This window comes from Humibacter soli, from assembly GCF_054779035.1.
In genome coordinates, this window is sequence record NZ_BAAGYX010000001.1 from 1,741,960 (window position 1) to 1,759,012 (window position 17,053).

Genomic DNA, 17,053 nt, shown 5'->3' on the forward strand with positions numbered 1-17,053 from the left:
CGGCGATGACGAGGAGCTGCAGGGACTAGTCGCGGACGAGGAGGGAGCACGGGTGAGCGGTGAAGAGGTGGCTCTACGTATAGTCGCGGCTTTGCCGCTCGACACCTTCAATCGGCTCGGCAGACCGAGCAAGCTCGCTCTGCTCTCGCCTCAATCAGGTGTACAGCCGCACCGGCTTCTGCGGCTCCTGCGGGGCGACCCCGGCGTCGACCTGTTCGCCCTCGTCGAGAGCCTGGCGGATGCGCCGCTTCTCCTGCACGCTCGAGTCCACCAGCGGGAGCCCGCGGCGGATCGAGGTCTTGATGCGCTCGACGAGCAGCGGTGAGTCGATGCGGTAACCGTCGAAATCGGACTCGTGCGCGTACACCCCGACCGGCAGCGTGAGCGCCTGGAAGAACCCGAACAGCGGGCGCAGCTGGTGCTCGACGATGAGCGAGTGACGCTCGCTGCCTCCGGTCGCGCCGAGGAGCACGGGGGTGTCGACGAGTGCGTACTGGTCGACGAAGTCGAAGAAGTGCTTGAACAGTCCGGTGAACGAGGCGCGGTAGACCGGGGAGGCGACCACGAGCAGGTCTGCCGTCTCGACGCGACGCAGCTCATCCTCGACCGAGCGTGGCAACTCCTTGCGGTTCAGCACCCCTGCGAACTGCGGGCCGACGTCGGTGATGCGGATGACGTGCGAGGAGACGTCCAGCTCCTCGCCGAGCTGGCGCAGGATCTCGTCGATCAGCACGTCGGTCTTCGACGGGTTGTGCAGGCTGCCTGAGACGGCGACGACGCGGAGCGGCTCGGTCATTGCGGTCTGTCCTCTCGATCGGATGCGCTTCCGACGATAGGCGGTGACGGCGCCGCGTGCAGGCGAGCGCGTCACACGACGACACGTGCGCCGACGGCTGGTCACGCGGCACATCCGCCGTCACGAGCACTGGGAGCCCGTCGCAGGGTGGCGCGCCAACGGCACGCGTATCGAGACCCGTTCCATTCGTGCTGGGTCTCGATACGCGTCGACCTTCGGTCGGCGCTACTCGACCAGCGGATTCGACACCCTTGCCTCCCAGGTGAAGCCGTCGGGGTCGGCGAAGCCGGCGCCGTCGCCGACAAGGGCGATGCGGTGCGAGCCGGCGCCGTCCTCGGGAACTCCGGCATCCTTCGCGAGCGCGCGGCGGCGGTAGAGCCCGAGCTTCACGGGGCTCGACGGCATCGCGAAGTCGGCGTAGCTGCCGAAGCTCTTGCCCACCTGGAGGCCGTGCTCGGTGTAGAAGCGCTTGCTTGCTGCGACATCCTCGACGCCGAGCAGCACGACGAGCTGGTCGAAGGCGCGCGACACCGGTTCGGTGTCCTTCTTGGCGGAGGTCGCGACCTTCCAGATCGTGCCGTCCGGCGCCTGCACGGTGCCGCCGACGCCCCACAGCGACTTCGACACAGGCTTCAGCGTCGTGGCCCCCGCCGCCAGCGCGGAGTCGACGATGGCGTTCACGTTGCCGGGCTGCGACACGACGAGCGAGATCGTGAAGCCGCGGAATCCCGTGCTGGACGCGTCCGACGAACGGACGCGAAGGCGGTCGCCGAGCTCGAAGGCCGCCGCGTAGAAGCGTTCGGCGGCCGCGGTGTCGGCCGCCTCGATGATGACTGATTCGATGTTCATGCCTGCAACGCTAGGGAGCGCGCGCGAGCAAAGCTTCTCGATTCCTGCTCGATGTCCCGGCCCTGTTTTGCGGCCCGACCCATGCCCGCCGCCCTACTGCTCCGCGACGAGCTCCCGCAGCGCCTCCCGTCGCTTCGCCTGCTCAGCAGGGTCGGGAACGGGAAGGGATGCCAGCAGCTTGCGCGTGTACGGATCCCTCGGAGCAGACAGCACCTGCTCGCCCGTTCCGTCTTCGACCAGCCGGCCGAGGTGCATCACCGCGATGCGGTCGGCCACCAGGTCCACCACCGCGAGATCGTGGCTGATGAACAGGCACGCGAACCCGAAGTCGCGCTGCAGCTCCGCAAACACCTCGAGAACTCGCTGCTGCACCGAGACGTCGAGGGCGCTCGTCGGCTCATCCGCGATCAGAAGAGGTGGCTTGAGCGCGATCGCACGAGCGAGGCTGGCGCGCTGGCGCTGGCCGCCCGACAGCTCGTGCGGATAACGATCGCCGAACGACCTCGGCAGCTGAACCGCCTCGAGCAGCTCGTCGACGCTCGCGCGGGCATCCGCCGCGTTCGACGCGCGCCCGTGCACGATGAACGGCTCGGCGACGCACTGCGCGATCGTCAGCAACGGGTTGAAGCTCGACGCCGGGTCTTGGAACACGAAGCCGATGCGGTCGCGCGAGCCCCTGAAGCGGCGTTCGGAGACGCCGTTCATCTCGTGCCCGAGCACCCTGAGCGAGCCGCCGGTCACCCGGGTCAGTCCGGCAATGGCCCGTCCGATCGTGGTCTTGCCCGACCCGGACTCGCCGACGAGCCCGAGCACCTCACCGGGTCGGATGACGAAATCGACGCCATCCACCGCAACGAATCCCGGCTGTCCGAGCCGCCCGGGGTACTGGATGCGCAGACCTGTCGCCTCGACGACCGGCTCCGACCGCTCCCAGCCTTCCGGCCTCGCTGCCGCCCGCTCGACGGCCTGCGCCGTGCCCTCGCCGATGCGCGGCACCGCGGCGAGGAGCCGCTTCGTGTAGTCGTTCTGCGGCGAGGCGAAGAGTGTGGACACGTCGGCCTGTTCGACGAGCTTGCCGTTGTACATCACGGCGACCCGGTCGGCGAGGTCGGCAACGACCCCCATGTTGTGCGTGATGAGCACGATCGCCGAGCCGAACTCGACACGGCAGCGCCGCAACAGGTCGAGGATCTCCGCCTGCACCGTGACATCGAGCGCCGTTGTCGGCTCGTCCGCGACGATGAGCTTAGGACCGAGCACCAGCGCCATCGCGATGACGATGCGCTGCTTCTGCCCGCCGGAGAACTGGTGCGGGTAGTAGTCGACCCGCGTCTCCGGGTCGGGGATGCCCACCTTGCGCAGGATGTCGATGGCCTGCCTTCTCGCGTCCCTCTTCGACACCTTGCCGTGCGCTCGCAGGCCCTCGGCGATCTGCCATCCGACCTTGTACACCGGGTTGAGCGCCGTCGAGGGCTCCTGGAACACCATCGCGACGTCGGGGCCGCGCACCTCGCGCAGCTGCTTGTTGGTCAGGGACACCACGTCGACCTGACCTCTGTCGGTGTTCAGGAACACCGCACCCGAGGAGGTGGCCGTCTCGGGCAGCAGCCCGAGGATGGTGCGCGCCGTCACCGTCTTGCCGCTGCCCGACTCTCCGACGATGGCGAGCACCTCGCCGGGGGCCACGTGCAAGCTGACGCCGTCGACCGCCCTGACGGCGCCGGCGTCCGTGGAGAACGAGACGGTGAGGTCGTCGATGCGCACGGTGTCGCCGGAGTCGCGGCCGGACGTGCTCCGAGCGGTGCGCCCGCGACGCGACGCCCCTTCCGATCTGGGTTCCTTCGCGGTCATTCGCGCACCTCGATTCCCTCTTCTTCGATGCCTGCTCCCGGTTCGAGCCCGTCGAGGCCGCCAGGTGCCATGTTGGGTCCGCCAGGCACGACGCTGATGTCAGCGGTCTCGCCGGATGACGCAGCGACGGCCCTCCTGCCGCGGAGCCTCGGGTCCGCGAGATCGTTGAGGCTCTCGCCGACCAGCGTGATGCCGAGTACCGCAAGCACGATGGCCAGGCCGGGATACACCGACGTCCACCAGATGCCACTCGTGACATCCGAGATGGCCTTGTTCAGGTCGTATCCCCAATCGCTCGCCTCGGTCGGCTCGATGCCGAAGCCGAGAAAGCCGAGGCCGGCGAGCGTGAGGATGGCCTCCGACGCGTTGAGCGTGAAGATGAGCGGCAGGGTCCTCGTCGAGTTGCGGAACACGTGCTTGAACATGATGCGACCGGTGCTCGCGCCCACCACCTTGGCCGACTCGACGAACGCCTCTGACTTGATGCGCACGGCCTCGGCGCGGATCACACGGAAGTACTGCGGTATGTAGACCACGGTGATCGATATCGCCGCCGCGAAGATGCCGCCCCACAGGCTCGACTGGCCTCCCGAGATGACGATCGACATCACGATGGCCAGCAGCAGCGTGGGGAACGCGTAGATCGCGTCGCAGATGACGACCAGCACGCGGTCGATCCAGCCACCGATGTAGCCGGAGACCAGGCCGAGCAGCACGCCGGCGAAGATCGACAGCACGACGGCGACGATGATCACCAGGGCAGCGGTCTGGGCGCCCCAGAGAACACGCGAGTACACGTCGTACCCGCCGACCGTCGTGCCCCAGATGTGCGCAGGGCTCGGGGGCTGCTGGGAGCCGAAGTCCTTGCCGTCGGCCCCGTGCAGCTGCGCGAAGCCATACGGTGCGATCAACGGCGCGAAGATCGCGACCAGGATGAACACCGCGGTGATCACCAGGCCTGTGACCAGCATCACGCGTTGCACACCGACCGACTGGCGCACCTGGTGCACGACGGGCAACCTCGACAGGAGGCTGCGCTTGGGCGGCCGCGAGACGGTTCTCGTTGCGGGAGTCGCGGTCATCTCAGTACCTCACCCTCGGGTCGATGAGCGCCGCGATCACGTCGACGACGAAGTTCGTCAAGGCGACGATCACGGCGAGCACGGCGACGATGCCCTGCACGGCCACGTAGTCCCTGGCCTGCAGGTATTGAGCGAGCTGGAAGCCGAGTCCCTTCCATTCGAACGTCGTCTCGGTGAGAACGGCGCCGCCGAGCAGCAGGGCGATCTGCAAGCCCATCACGGTGATGATCGGGATGAGCGCCGGGCGGTATGCGTGCTTTCGCAGCAGCCGGTACTCGCCGACGCCTCGGGACCGACCTGATGCCACGTAGTCCGTCGACAGCGTGGCGATCACGTTCGTGCGCACCAATCGCAGGAACACGCCTGCGGTGAGCAGTCCCAACACGACGCCGGGAAGCACGGCGTGCGAGAGCACGTCTCCCACGATCGCGGGATCGCCGGTGCGGAACGCGTCGATCAGGTAGATGCCGGTCGGGTTGTTCACGGTCTGCAGCGTGAGCTCGTTGCCGGTGGTCGCCCTGCCGGAGACCGGAAGCCAGTCCAGCCAGACCGAGAAGAGCAGCTTGAGCAGCAGGCCGAGGAAGAACACCGGGGTGGCGTAACAAAGGATGGCGAAGATGCGAAGTGCGGCATCCCATCCCTTGTCGCGGAAGTAGGCGGCGAGCATCCCGAGCGGAATGCCGACGATGAACGCCACGATCAGGGCGTAGAACGCCAGCTCGAGGGTGGCGGCTCCGTAGGTGAGCAGCACCGTGGTGACGAGCTGGTGGTCGCTCAGCGTTGTGCCGAAGTTGCCGGTGAAGATCTGCCCGAGGTACTGGAAGTACTGCACGATGAGCGGCTGATCGTAGCCTGCGGCGTGAATGCGCTCGGCGAGCTGCTGCGGTGGAAGTCGACCGCCGAGCGCCGCAGTGATCGGGTCACCCGTGGTGCGCATGAGAAAGAAGACGACGGTGACCAGGATGAACACCGTCGGGAAGATGAGCAGAAAACGGATCAGGATGTAGCGCCACAGGCCGCCGCCCGCTCGATTCCTCCCCGTCGTCTTGGTAGGGGCCGCTGCTTCCAGCAGCGGGTCAGGCTCGTCCAGAAGTGCCGTCATGGTCGTCCTTGGTCAATCGCCGCACGCCGTCTTCATCGACGGCGAGGGAGGGTCGGCCCGGTCGAGTGGTGACCGGGCCGACCCGTTGTTACTTCGTTGGTACCTTAGCGATCGCTCGGCGCGACTACTGCTTGTACATCGGTGCGAAACGGAACTTGAACGACGCGTCCAAGGTGGTGCCCGCTACGTCGGTTCCGGTGATCGCCACCTGCGAGCCCTGCAGGAACGGCAGAGTCGAGAGGTCGCCGGCCACCTTGTCCTGGATCTGCTCGATCAGCTTCGTCCTGGCGGCCTGGTCGGTGGTGCCCAGCTGCTGCGTGATCAGCTTCTGCACCTCGGGGTTGTCGTAGTGGTTCGCCAGGAAGTTGTCCTTCGAGAAGAACGGCGTCAGGTAGTTGTCGGCGTCCGAGTAGTCCGGGAACCAGCCGAGCTGGTAGGCCGGGTACACGTCGGCGACGCGATCCTTGTTGTACTGCACGTACTCGGTGGACTGCAGGTCGACCTTGAACAGGCCGCCCTTCTCGAGCTGGTCCTTGATCATCGCGTACTCGTCGGACGACGACGGGCCGTAGTGGTCGGTGTTGTACTGCAGCTTGAGATCGATCGGCGTGCTGACGCCCGCGTCGGCGAGTGTCTTCTTGGCCTTGTCGAGCGAGGGTCCGCCGTTGCCGTCGCCGTACATCGACTTGAGCGACTCGGTCGCACCCGTCAGGCCCTGCGGCACGTACGAGTACAGCGGAGTGTAGGTGTCCTTGTACACCTCGCTGGCCAGCGGCTTGCGGTCGATCAGGTCGGCGGCCGCCTGCCTCACCGCGAGCGCCTTCTTCGGATCCGCCTGCGGGGTCGTCGCGCCGTACGGCATCGTGTTGAAGTTGAACACGATGTAGCGGATCTCACCGCCGGGTCCGTTGACGACCTTGACCTTCTTGTCGCTGCTCAGGCTCTTGATGTCGGTGGCCGACAGCGAGCGGTACGCGACATCGATGTTGCCCTGCTGGATGTCGAGCTTCATGTTCGACGGGTCGCTGTAGAACTTCTCGTTGACGGTCGCGGTCTTCGCCTTGCCGAGGAGGCCCTTGTAGCCCGAGAACTCCTTGAACCCGATCAGGTTGTTCACCTTGTAGCTGGTGATCGTGTACTGCCCGGCGAAGGGCTCGCCCTTGACGATCTCGTCGTCGGAGAGCACCTTGTCGGCCGGGAACACCTGCTCGTCGATGATCGGTCCTGCCGGGCTGGAGAGCACCTGCGGGAAGGTCTGGTCGTTCGGCACCTTCAGATGGAAGACCACCGTCTGGTCGTCCGGCGTGTCGATGCTCGCCAGGTTGCCGAGCAGCGATGACGGACCGTTCGGGTCGGCGATTTTCACGTCACGGTCGAACGTGTACTTCACGTCAGACGAGGTGAGGTCGTGGCCGTTCGCGAACTTGAGGCCGGGCTTGAGCTTGACCGTGTAGTCGGTCGGGCTCGTGAAGTCGGCCGACACCGCGATGTCGGGCTTCACGTCCGGGCTGCCGTACGGGGTGTTCAGCAGAAACGGGTAGACCTGGTTCATCACGTTGAACGACCCGTTGTCGTACGCGCCCGCCGGGTCGAGGCTGGTGACCTTGTCTGTCGTTCCTACGGTGAGAGAACCGCCGCTTCCGCCGCTGCCTCCTGAGGAGTTCGAGCCGGAGCATCCGGCAAGAACGATCGCGGTGACCGCGAGTGCTGACGCGCCGGCCAGGATGCGGGCGCGGTGGGATGTTGCGGATTTCATACGGGTGAGTGCCTTCCTCTGACCGATCGTCTCTGATCGTTCTGATCGATCCTCTTTGATCGTTCCTGAACGCACGCGAAGGATAGTCGCGTCATTCACGGGTTCCTCTGTCCTAACACACCACGAACCGCAACCTCTGTGAGATGTCACATTTGACTACGTGATCGTTATTCGATGGAAACGAGACTCGGGTTTGCGTCAGAAAGTTGCGCGTTCGCGCACGAATTCGCCCCGGTTCGCCACCTGCCCCGAGGTCTGCGAACATGAGCGATCATGAGCACCCAGTCCTCCGCAACGGTCCGCCTCGACCACCTCGTGATGCCCTCCGCCGCGCTGGGCGACACGAACCCCTTGCCGCCCCTCTTCGGCTCGGCCGACCTGCACAAGGATGCCGAGGGCGACGGTCTCGACGACGAGCTCCGCTTCGGTCTCACCTACGGCAAAGTCGACACCGTGCTGCCCTACCTCGCGCAGGACGGCTACGACCGCGAGTTGCGCGAGGAGCGTCATCCGGTGGCCGTGCTCGAGGACGACAGGATGCGCGCCGAGTTCCTGATCGGCCAGGGCGGGCGACTCTGGTCCCTGGTCGACAAGCGAACGGGTCGCGAGCTGCTCTACAGCAACTCGGTGTTCCGGCCGGCGAACCTGGCACTGCGCAACGCGTGGTTCGCGGGCGGCGTCGAGTGGAACCTCGGAACGACAGGGCACTGGCCGCTTACCTGCTCGCCGTTGCACACCGTGAAGGTGCGTCGCGCGGACGGCAGCGAGGCGTTGCGCATGTACGAGTACGAGCGGATGCGCGGGCTCGTGGTTCGCATCGACGCCTCCCTCTCCCCCGACGAACCCCTTCTGGTCGTGACGGTGACGATCACGAACCCGAGTTCGGCAGAGGTGCCTGTGTACTGGTGGTCGAACATCGCGGTGCCGGAGCACGACGACGTGCGCGTGCTCGCGCCCGCCGACTCGGCGTATCACTTCGGCTACGAGGGCGTGCTATCGCACGTGCCGTTCCCGTACGCGGGCGACGACGCCTCGAGGCCCGCGGTCGACCGCAGCTATACGACTCGTTCCCGCGATGCGGCCGACTACTTCTTCGAGCTGAACCGCGCGCCGATGCCGTGGATCACCGCACTCGACGCATCGGGTTCCGGGCTCTTCCAGGCCTCATCTGCCCGGCTCCGCGGCCGCAAGCTGTTCTTCTGGGGCACGGGAACCGGAAGCACCCACTGGCAGCGCTGGCTCGGCGACGGCGACGGCCGTTACCTGGAGATCCAGGCGGGGCTCGCGCGCACCCAGCTGGAACATCTGCCGATGCCTGCCGGCTCGACGTGGCGGTGGTCAGAGGTGTACGGGCTCGCGGAGAGCGACGCCGACGCGGTGCACGGTGACTGGGCATCAGCGGTCGACGCCGCAGCGCAGGCCGTTGCTCGCACGGGCGCGCAGGAGGCGATCGCGCGGGAAGAGGCACGCGACGACAGCGGCGATCGGGTCGAAGAGGTGCTGCAGCGGGCATCCGGCTGGGGCGCGCTGGAAGACGCCAGGCGCTCCCGCGCGGGCGAGCAGCCGTTGTCGGATGACGCGACGCCGTTCCCTTCCAGCGACCTCGGCGTGGAGCAGGAGTGGTGGGTCGCCGCGCTGGAGGTCACTGCCGGCGGTGGGGATCCGGCGGTCGCTCCCCCGTCGTACCAGGCAGACCCCGCGTGGGGACCCGTCGTCGCGGCGAACGACGGATGGCTCGCCCGGCTTCACGAGGGTGTGTTGGCCGGTTCCGCAGGATGGTGGGGGTCGGCGAACGACGCGTGGCGGGCATCCATCGCCGAACGCGACAACGGTTGGGCGTGGCGCAACCTCGCCGTTGCCGCGGTGCGGGCAGGCGACCATGACGCGGCGGCGGAGGCGTACGTTCACGCCCGGGCGCTCCTTCCGAACGTTCTGCGGCTCGGCATCGAGGCTGCTGACCAGCTGCTGGCAGCAAGCAGGCCGGATGACGCCCTCGCGCTCATCCAGGGCCTGGATGCCGCACAGCGCGCACACGGACGCGTGAGGTTCGTCGAGGCACGGGCATCCCTCGCCGCCGGTGACCTGACACGCTGCGGGCGGCTGCTGGACGAGGGCATCGAGATCGCCGACCTCAAGGAGGGAGAGACCTCGCTCGGCGGCCTGTGGGACGACTACCAGGCCGCACGCCTCGCGGCAGAGGACGGCGTGGCCCTCGATGACGCGGTGGGCGAGCGCGCAGCGCGCGAGTTCCCGCCGCCGGAGCAGTACGACTTCCGGATGCACATCGCGCAGTAAGATCGCCACGTGTTCAACCGTCTGTCCGTGATGCTCGTGGTCGCGCTGTTCGCGATCGCGGGATGCGGCGCGACGCTTCAGCCGGGCTCGACACCGGCACTGTTGCTGGCGGCACTCGTCGCGGCGACGCTAGCGGTTGCGGCGACACGGATGCTCGCGCGCGCGGCTGCTTCCACGCGGCCGGTCCGCGCCGAACACGCACGTGATGCCTGGCTTCAGGCGACGATCGCGCAGTCGCCGGCGCACACGGATATCCGTGCGCTGATGCGCCCTCGGCCTCCGTCGGTCTCTCGGTAGTGGGCGTCGAATGTCGCGGGTCGTACGGCCCGCCGTTCGGTGACGCTCGCACGCGCATCCGAGACCATCACCGACACAGAGACAGACACCGAGGACACCTCACACCATGGACCCCTATTCATTTCCCCCCTTCGCCGCCGTACTGAACGGCGCCGACGCCGCCGTCTCCTGGATCGCAGGACTCGTCGACGGCGCCCTTCCCGACGGCGTCGCCATGCTCGTCGCCATCGCCATCGCGACGCTTCTCGTGCGCGCTCTGCTCATCCCTGTCGGGCTATCGAATGCGAGGGCGCAGGTCGCGAGAGCACGGCTGGCACCGAAGGTCCGTGCGCTGCAGCGCAGGCACGGCAAGGATCGAGCCGTGCTCGCGCGAAAGACGCAGGAGCTCTACACGACTGAGGGCGTCTCGCCGTTCGCGGGAATGCTGCCCGCGCTGGCGCAGATCCCCGTCGTCTCGGTCGTGTACGGCGTCTTCACCCGCGCGACCGTTGCGGGTCACGCGAACGCCCTGCTCGCGCACACCGTACTCGGCTCACCGCTCGGCGCGTCGTTGGCTCAGCTCCTCGCAGCGGGCGCGCTCGCACAGCTCGTCGTCCCGCTCGGACTGCTCGTGCTGATCGCCGCGATAGCGGTCGCGTCGCGTCACCTCGCACTGCGAGCAGCTCGAGCGGCGGATGCCGGCGCCCCGGAGCCGACCGGCGTCGCGCGGGTGCTGAGCTGGCTGCCCCTGCTCAGCGTGGTGTTCGCGGCGATCGCGCCGATGGCGGCATCCGTCTATCTCGTCGTGTCGATGTCGTGGACCAGCGTCGAGCGCACGCTGGCGCAGCGGCACTACCTGGCGGCGTAAGCCCGGAGGCGCCGCAAACGCGAGGCCCGCGGCGCCGAAGGGATGACTCCGCTGCTGCAGCCGCTAGCTGTTCGCCTTCGCGTTCGACTCGTACGACGTGTTGATCGACTCGAAGAAGTTGACCAGCTCGAGCGTGTCATTCGCGGCAGCCATCCACTTGGCCGGGTTGGTCACGTGGTACTGGGCTCCGAAGCCGAGCTCCTCGAGGCGACGGTCAGCGAGGTACTTGACGTACTGGTTGATGTAGTTCGCGTTCAGGCCGAGGATTCCGCCCGGCAGCAGGTCGCGGTTGTACTGCTCCTCCATCTCAACGGCGTCGAGGATCATCTGCTTGATCTCGTCCGCGAACTCGGGAGTCTGCAGGTCGGGGTTCTCCTCCAGCACGGTCAGGATGAGGTTCATCCCGAACTTGAGGTGAAGCGACTCGTCGCGCACGATCCAGTCGACGAGCGAGCCGAAGTTGCGCAGCAGGTTCCGCTGCCGGAACGACAGCGCCACCATGAAGCCCGAGTAGAACCAGATGCCCTCGAGGATGATGTTGTACGCGACCAGGTTGCGGATGAAGTCCTGCTTGCCCTCCGTGGTCGTGATGTCGAGTTTCTCCTCCAGCATGCGGCGGATGTACTTGACCTCGAACTCCTCCTTGCGTGCCATCGACGGCACGTCGATGTGGGAGTTGTAGGCCTCGTCGCGGTCGATCGGGAACGTCTCGAGCACGTACTCGAACGACATCGAGTGGTTCGCCTCTTCCCACATCTGCTTCGCGAGGTAGAGGTGCGCCTCGGCCGCGTTGAGGTAGGGGTAGACGCCGAACGCCAGAGCCTTGTTCACCAGGAGCTCGTTCGGGTTGAAGTAACTGATCAGGAAGGTCACCGCGTGACGTTCCTCATCGGTCATCTTCTTGAAGTCGGCGATGTCTTCGCCGAGCTGGATCTCGTTGGGGAACCACGTGTTCGCCACGGCCTGGTCGTACAGGTCCATCGCCCACTGGTACGTGACCGGCTTCAGCAGCAGGCCCTCTTTGATCCCGGTGCCCAGAATGCCCATGATGTCTCTCTAATCAGTCTTGTCGTCGTTCAAAGCCAACCAGTGGCCGCCTAGGCGGCGGTCAGAGCTGTCACTGGCAGGATTCGCACTGCAGGTCATCCATCGGGTCGACCGGAACGTAGTACTCGAACTCGTCGTCCATCACTTCTCACCACCCTGAGCGCCCGAGGCGACTCCGCCGAAGCCGAAGCCCCTGCGTGCCGGAGCCGCTGCCGGAGCGGTGGAACCGGCGTCCGCGCCGGATGATGCGCCGACACCGGCCGGCACGGCGCCGAAGCCCTTTCGTGCCCCGCCGATCTCCTCGGCCTTGTTCACGCGGACGGTGGTCTGCTCCGCCTGGTGACGCGGCTTCATGTGCAGGTAGTAAGTGGTCTTCACGCCGCGCTCCCACGCCGCGGCGTAGAGGTCGACCATGTCGCCGACGTCGCGCGTCTCGAGGTAGATGTTGCGGCTGATGGCCTGGTCGATCCACTTCTGTGCTCGCGCAGCGACCTCCAGGAACGCGTACGGCGAGAGCTGGAAGCTCGTCTTGTAGACCCGCTTGATCTCGTCGGGGATGTCGGCGATGCCCTGGATGTCTCCCTGGCTGCGCAGCACCTGCTCGCGCACCTTCTCCCACAAGCCGTGCTGCTGCAGCGTGGTGACCAGGTTGCGGTTCACCTCGAGGAACTTGCCGTTCGAGGTCGAGCGGCTGAAGATCTGCGAGAACTGCGGGTCGAAGCCCGGTGTGGTGCCGGCGACGAGTCCGATGGATGCCGTCGGCGCGATCGCCATGAGCGTCGCGTTGCGCATGCCGCCCTTGACCCGCTCGCGCAGGGCATCCCAGTCCATGCGCGTCTTGCGGTTGACCTTGATCTCGACGCCGCGGTCCTGCTCGGTGATGGCGATCGTGTCGAAGGGCACCATGCCCTGCGACCAGCGCGAGCCCTCGAAGTTCGGGTAGGCGCCGCGTTCGGCTGCGAGGTCGACCGACTCTTCGATGGCGTAGTACGAGATGCGCTCGGCGACCTCGTCGATGAGGTCGTACGCCTCCTCGGACTCGTAGCTGTAGCCGAGCCGCTCGACGACATCCGTGAAGCCCATGATGCCCAGGCCCACCGCGCGGTTGTTGATGTTCGCGTGGTCCGCCTCTGGCACCGACGACATCGTGATGTCGATCAGGTTGTCCAGCTGCCGCACCGCAAGACGGGCACTGCGCTCGATGGTGGTCCAGTTGAACGTGCCGTCGTCCTGGAGGTGCCGCGACAGGTTGATCGAGGCGAGGTTGCAGACCGCGATGTTGTCGATGTCTTGCGGCAGGCAGATCTCGGTGCAGAGGTTCGAGAGGTGGATGGTGCCCGTGTTGTTGTTCAGGGCGCGGTTGTTGATCGTGTCCTTCCAGGTCAGCCACGGGTGGCTGGTGGTCTGCAGGCTCATCAGGATGTCTTTGAACTGTGCACGTGCGGACATCTTCTTGAACATCCGCATGTTGCCGGACTCGGCCTGCTCGACGTAGTGGGCGTAGCGCTCGCTGAACTCCTTGCCGTAGAGCTCGTTGAGGTCGGCGACCTCCAGCGGGTCGAACAGGTACCAGGGCTCGTCGTGCTGGACACGCTTCATGAACTCGTCGCTGATCCACACGGCGGTGTTGGCAGTGCGGGTGCGGCGATACGGGTCGCCGGAGTTCTGGCGAAGGTCGAGGAACTCGGGGAAGTCGAGGTGCCAGTTCTCCATGTAGAAGCAGAGGGCGCCGAACTTTTTGCCGCCGCGGCTGACCGCACGCAGCACAGAGTCGATGGTGTGCATGAACGGGATCGGCCCGGTCGAGGTCGTGTTGTTCGACCGGATCGGCGAGCCCTGCGACCGGAGCTTGGTGACAGAGAGGCCGATGCCGCCGGTGCCCTTGGTGATCCACATCACGTCGCGCACGCTCTTGGCGATGTGCTCGATGTCGTCGTGCATCTCCATGACGAAGCAGTTCGAGAGCTGCGGGAACTTGGTGCCGGCGTTGACCAGCGTGGATCCGGCTGCGAGGTAGTCGAGACGCGACATGGTCTCGTAGAACTCGATGGCGATGGCCGTCGGGTCGGCCTCGTTGAGAGAGAGGCCCATCGCGATGCGCATCCAGAAGTACTGCGGAACCTCGAGCGGTTCTCCGTTGCGCGCCTTGATGCCATAGCGGTTGTTCAGGGTGACGAGCCCGATGTACTTGAGCAGGCCGTCGTGCGATGGCTCGAGCACCGAGGCGAGGCGGTCGAGGTCGAAGAGGTCGGGGAAGCGGGGGTCGAGCAGCTCCTCTGCGACGCCGCGCTCGACATAGGCGCGGAATCCGTCGCGGTGCAGTCGCTTGAGCTCCTCGGCCGATTCGTAGTCGCCGAGAACGCGCTTGTAGATGGTCTTGAGCAGGAGTCGTGCGGCGACGGTGTCGAAGGCCGGGTCATCCTTCACGTTCTGAAGGGCGACCTGGATGACCGCCTCGTCGAGCTGCTGAGTGGTGATGCCGTCGAACAGGGTCAGTTCGAGCTCGCTCGCGATCTGGGTAACCCAGGTGATGTTCTCGTCGAGGCCCTCGGAGGCCTTCTCGATCGCCAGGTTGATCTTGTTCGCGTCGTACGGCTCACGCTCACCGTTGCGCTTCACGACTGTGATGGTCACTTCGCCTCTTCCTCACTTCCACCCGCGTACGTCATCGACGTCTCGGCCCCATCTGCGGGGTCGCCAAACATCCCGGCTCGTACGGCGTTTTTCGCCATCCGCCCGGCCGCTTGATCTCCCCAACAACTCTTCGTCGCCGTGCGTCGTCTTCTCGCATCTTCGGACATGCCACCGACACTCGTTCACACGTTGTCGACGCGGTCTGTCCGTCTGTTCTGCTGAACGGGAAGCCCCCAACACAACCGGCGTGTCATCACTATATAGCGGGGTGCCCTCGAGCGCTCATCCCTAGATGTAGTGGGCGTGTCGTCCACAGAATGTGGAAAACTTCGCCGACTTATCCCCAGTTTTCACAGGCTCCTCGTCCACACAGCGCGGCCCCTCGAGCGGCAAATCGGAGTTCTGCGGCGACACGCCGACCCCCTGACGCGACACGCCGGCATCCAGCGCAAATCTCCGATTTTCAGCAGCACCCTTGCCGCAAAATCTCCCCCGGTATTGTCCGGCCGAGCGCGAAGCTTGCGCACGCCCGAGGGGTTCAGCCGGGTGCGACGAGCGTCGGCGAATCCGGTCACTCCCCCGCCTCGACCGCTGGCGGAACCCTCACCACCCCGATGACCTGCGAATACCGGTCGCGTGCGGCGAAGTCCTGCCAATCCCAAAGCGCAGGACGCCCCTCCTCGGCGCTCAGATGCAGCAACCGTCCGCCCAGGATGACCGCGACATGGGCACCCCACGCGTCTTCCGAGGGGCCGAACAGCGCGATGTCGAGGTCCGTGGCGTCGTCCCGGTCGGGATGCGCGAAGGCGGGGTCATCCCACAGCTCGCTCGAACGGTGGGACGGTACGCGTCGGCCGAACAGGCCCAGCACGGCGAAGGCGTAGGTCTGGCAGTTCGCGCCGTCATCCAGCGGGACCGGCCGCACCGATTGCGGATGGGCGGCCGCGACGTATGGCGTGCAGACCGCCCACGCGGGCCATGCGTCGGGCAGCCTCCGCAGTCGCTGGAGGTCATCGGTCGTCAGTGCCACACCCCAATGGCACCACATCAGCCGTGGCCGCCCGACAGAAATCGGAGATCTGAGGCGACGCACCGGCATGCGGGTGCGACTCGCCGACGGCTGCAGCAAATCTCCGATTCTCGGCTGGGGGTGACGGGAGGGATTCGGCTGGGGGTGAGAGGAGGGATTTGGTGCGTGGCGGTGGGGAAGCAGCAGGGGGCGGGTATCCGGGAGGGCCCTGCGGCACCGCACCGCACCGCGGATAGACTCGAACGCTAGTGAGCGCCTACAAAGACCTGATGAAAACGCCCGGAGTGGCGCGCATCATCGCCGCGCAGCTGACGGCGCGGTTCCCCAGCGGGATGCTCTCGCTCGCACTCCTCACGCACGTCGAGCACGTGCACCACACGTACGGCGCCGCAGGGCTCGTGCTGGCGTCGGCGAGCGTCGGACAGGCCGTCGCCGGCCCGCTCACCAGCCGGCTGATGGGGCGCGTCGGCATGCGGCTGGTGCTCGCGGTGACGACGGTGATCTGTGCGGCATCCATCGTGGTGATCGCGCTGTTCATCATGCCGATCGTCCTCACCATGGTCGTCTCGCTCATCGGCGGACTGTCGACACCGCCCGTGCAGCCCGCCGTGCGCACCATCTACCCGAAGCTCGTGAGCTCGAGGCTGCTGACGCCGCTGTTCTCGCTGGATGCCTCGGCGCAGGAGATCATCTGGATCGCCGGTCCCGTGGTCATCACCTTCATCGCCACGCAGGTCTCCACGACGGTCGGCCTGCTGGTGTGCGCAGGTGTGATGCTCGTCGGTGGCGCGTGGTTCATCCTCTCCCCCGAGCTCGGACGGGTGCGCATCCCCCGCAGCAAGCGCCGGTTCGGGGCCGTGCTGCGGCGTCCGACGGTGATGCTGTCGACGATCGTCGGGTTCCTGCTGGTCGGATCGTGCGCCGCCATCGAGGCCGGCGTGATCGCCAACTTCAGCGCTGAAGGCCCGCAGGCGGGCATCGTTCTCGCCATCTGGGCACTCGGGTCACTGGTCGGCGGAATCACGCTCGGGTCACTCCCGATCGGCCCGTGGGCGCTGGCACGACGGATGCTCATCGTCTTCGTCGGCATCGTGCTGGCCAGCCTCTGGATCACGAACATCTGGTGGCTCTCCGCACTGCTGGTGATCGCCGGCGCCGGCATCGCGCCGGCCCTCGCGGTGATCTTCACGATCGTCGCGACGAGCGTGAAGTTCTCCGACACGGCAGAGGCGTACGGGTGGGTCGGAACCGGCCAGCTCATCGGAGCAGCACTCGGAAGCGCTGTCGCAGGGTTCCTGATCGACCGCTACGGCGCGATCGGAGCCTTCTGGGTGGCCGCGGCCCTCGCGCTGCTCGGCGCTCTCGTGCCCCTGATCGGCAAGCGCTGGCATCCCGACCTGCGCGGCCGCGACGCGAGCCCGCTGCCCGACACGGAACCCGTGCAGACGGTCACGAGCTGAGGCTGCG

At 66.5% G+C, this 17,053-nt stretch carries 13 protein-coding genes; 4 read left to right on the plus strand and 9 right to left on the minus strand.

Annotation, left to right across the window (positions count from 1 at the left end; translation table 11 throughout):
• Positions 1-154 precede the first annotated feature (154 nt).
• From msuE to ACYVDN_RS08160, 6 genes are all read right to left on the minus strand, one after another.
• The gene (gene msuE, locus ACYVDN_RS08135) at positions 155-796 is read right to left on the minus strand and encodes an FMN reductase (protein WP_460570219.1); all 642 of its coding nucleotides are present in this window, start codon (positions 794-796) and stop codon (positions 155-157) included.
• Positions 797-1,021: 225 nt separating this feature from the next.
• The gene (locus tag ACYVDN_RS08140) at positions 1,022-1,645 is read right to left on the minus strand and encodes a VOC family protein (RefSeq protein WP_460570221.1); all 624 of its coding nucleotides are present in this window, start codon (positions 1,643-1,645) and stop codon (positions 1,022-1,024) included.
• Between the two features lie 93 nt (positions 1,646-1,738).
• Positions 1,739-3,496: an ABC transporter ATP-binding protein gene (locus ACYVDN_RS08145; protein WP_460570223.1), complete on the minus strand. Its 1,758-nt coding sequence runs from the start codon at positions 3,494-3,496 to the stop codon at positions 1,739-1,741.
• Positions 3,493-4,578: an ABC transporter permease gene (locus ACYVDN_RS08150; RefSeq protein ID WP_460570225.1), complete on the minus strand. Its 1,086-nt coding sequence runs from the start codon at positions 4,576-4,578 to the stop codon at positions 3,493-3,495. The genes ACYVDN_RS08145 and ACYVDN_RS08150 overlap by 4 nt, the downstream gene beginning before the upstream one ends.
• A 1-nt stretch (position 4,579) precedes the next feature.
• On the minus strand, positions 4,580-5,680 hold the full coding sequence (locus ACYVDN_RS08155; RefSeq protein ID WP_460570227.1) for an ABC transporter permease: 1,101 nt from the start codon (positions 5,678-5,680) through the stop codon (positions 4,580-4,582).
• Between the two features lie 124 nt (positions 5,681-5,804).
• Positions 5,805-7,436, minus strand: a complete 1,632-nt coding sequence (locus tag ACYVDN_RS08160; RefSeq protein WP_460570229.1) for a periplasmic substrate-binding domain-containing protein — start codon at positions 7,434-7,436, stop codon at positions 5,805-5,807.
• A gap of 273 nt (positions 7,437-7,709) precedes the next feature.
• Here ACYVDN_RS08160 and ACYVDN_RS08165 point away from each other — a divergent pair, with 273 nt between their 5' ends.
• From ACYVDN_RS08165 to ACYVDN_RS08175, 3 genes are all read left to right on the plus strand, one after another.
• Positions 7,710-9,731, plus strand: coding sequence for a DUF5107 domain-containing protein (locus ACYVDN_RS08165; protein ID WP_460570231.1), 2,022 nt, complete (start codon positions 7,710-7,712; stop codon positions 9,729-9,731).
• Positions 9,732-9,740: 9 nt separating this feature from the next.
• Positions 9,741-10,028 (plus strand): hypothetical protein, encoded by a 288-nt coding sequence (locus ACYVDN_RS08170; protein WP_460570233.1) that lies wholly within the window; start codon positions 9,741-9,743, stop codon positions 10,026-10,028.
• Positions 10,029-10,134: 106 nt separating this feature from the next.
• Entirely contained in the window at positions 10,135-10,875 is a 741-nt protein-coding gene (locus ACYVDN_RS08175; protein WP_460570235.1) for a YidC/Oxa1 family membrane protein insertase, read from the plus strand.
• Between the two features lie 63 nt (positions 10,876-10,938).
• Here the strand turns inward: ACYVDN_RS08175 and ACYVDN_RS08180 are convergent, their stop codons facing one another.
• From ACYVDN_RS08180 to ACYVDN_RS08190, 3 genes are all read right to left on the minus strand, one after another.
• A complete protein-coding gene (locus tag ACYVDN_RS08180) occupies positions 10,939-11,922 on the minus strand; it encodes a ribonucleotide-diphosphate reductase subunit beta (RefSeq protein WP_460570237.1) in 984 nt (327 codons plus the stop codon).
• Positions 11,923-12,063: 141 nt separating this feature from the next.
• Positions 12,064-14,556, minus strand: coding sequence for a ribonucleoside-diphosphate reductase subunit alpha (locus tag ACYVDN_RS08185; RefSeq protein ID WP_460570239.1), 2,493 nt, complete (start codon positions 14,554-14,556; stop codon positions 12,064-12,066).
• Positions 14,557-15,127: 571 nt separating this feature from the next.
• A complete protein-coding gene (locus ACYVDN_RS08190; RefSeq protein ID WP_460570241.1) occupies positions 15,128-15,586 on the minus strand; it encodes a hydrolase in 459 nt (152 codons plus the stop codon).
• A 248-nt stretch (positions 15,587-15,834) separates the two neighbouring features.
• Here ACYVDN_RS08190 and ACYVDN_RS08195 point away from each other — a divergent pair, with 248 nt between their 5' ends.
• Complete coding sequence (locus ACYVDN_RS08195) at positions 15,835-17,046, plus strand: MFS transporter (RefSeq protein WP_460570243.1); 1,212 nt, start codon at positions 15,835-15,837, stop codon at positions 17,044-17,046.
• The last annotated feature ends 7 nt before the right edge of the window (positions 17,047-17,053 follow it).

What these genes read in the sequence shown, in the direction of transcription:
- ACYVDN_RS08155 (WP_460570227.1), bottom strand. Translation starts at nt 5,680, where the DNA reads ATGACGGCACTTCTGGACGAGCCTGACCCGCTGCTGGAAGCAGCGGCC.
- ACYVDN_RS08150 (WP_460570225.1), bottom strand. Translation starts at nt 4,578, where the DNA reads ATGACCGCGACTCCCGCAACGAGAACCGTCTCGCGGCCGCCCAAGCGC.
- ACYVDN_RS08180 (WP_460570237.1), bottom strand. Translation starts at nt 11,922, where the DNA reads ATGGGCATTCTGGGCACCGGGATCAAAGAGGGCCTGCTGCTGAAGCCG.
- ACYVDN_RS08165 (WP_460570231.1), top strand. Translation starts at nt 7,710, where the DNA reads ATGAGCACCCAGTCCTCCGCAACGGTCCGCCTCGACCACCTCGTGATG.
- ACYVDN_RS08160 (WP_460570229.1), bottom strand. Translation starts at nt 7,436, where the DNA reads ATGAAATCCGCAACATCCCACCGCGCCCGCATCCTGGCCGGCGCGTCA.
- ACYVDN_RS08175 (WP_460570235.1), top strand. Translation starts at nt 10,135, where the DNA reads ATGGACCCCTATTCATTTCCCCCCTTCGCCGCCGTACTGAACGGCGCC.
- ACYVDN_RS08140 (WP_460570221.1), bottom strand. Translation starts at nt 1,645, where the DNA reads ATGAACATCGAATCAGTCATCATCGAGGCGGCCGACACCGCGGCCGCC.
- ACYVDN_RS08145 (WP_460570223.1), bottom strand. Translation starts at nt 3,496, where the DNA reads ATGACCGCGAAGGAACCCAGATCGGAAGGGGCGTCGCGTCGCGGGCGC.
- msuE (WP_460570219.1), bottom strand. Translation starts at nt 796, where the DNA reads ATGACCGAGCCGCTCCGCGTCGTCGCCGTCTCAGGCAGCCTGCACAAC.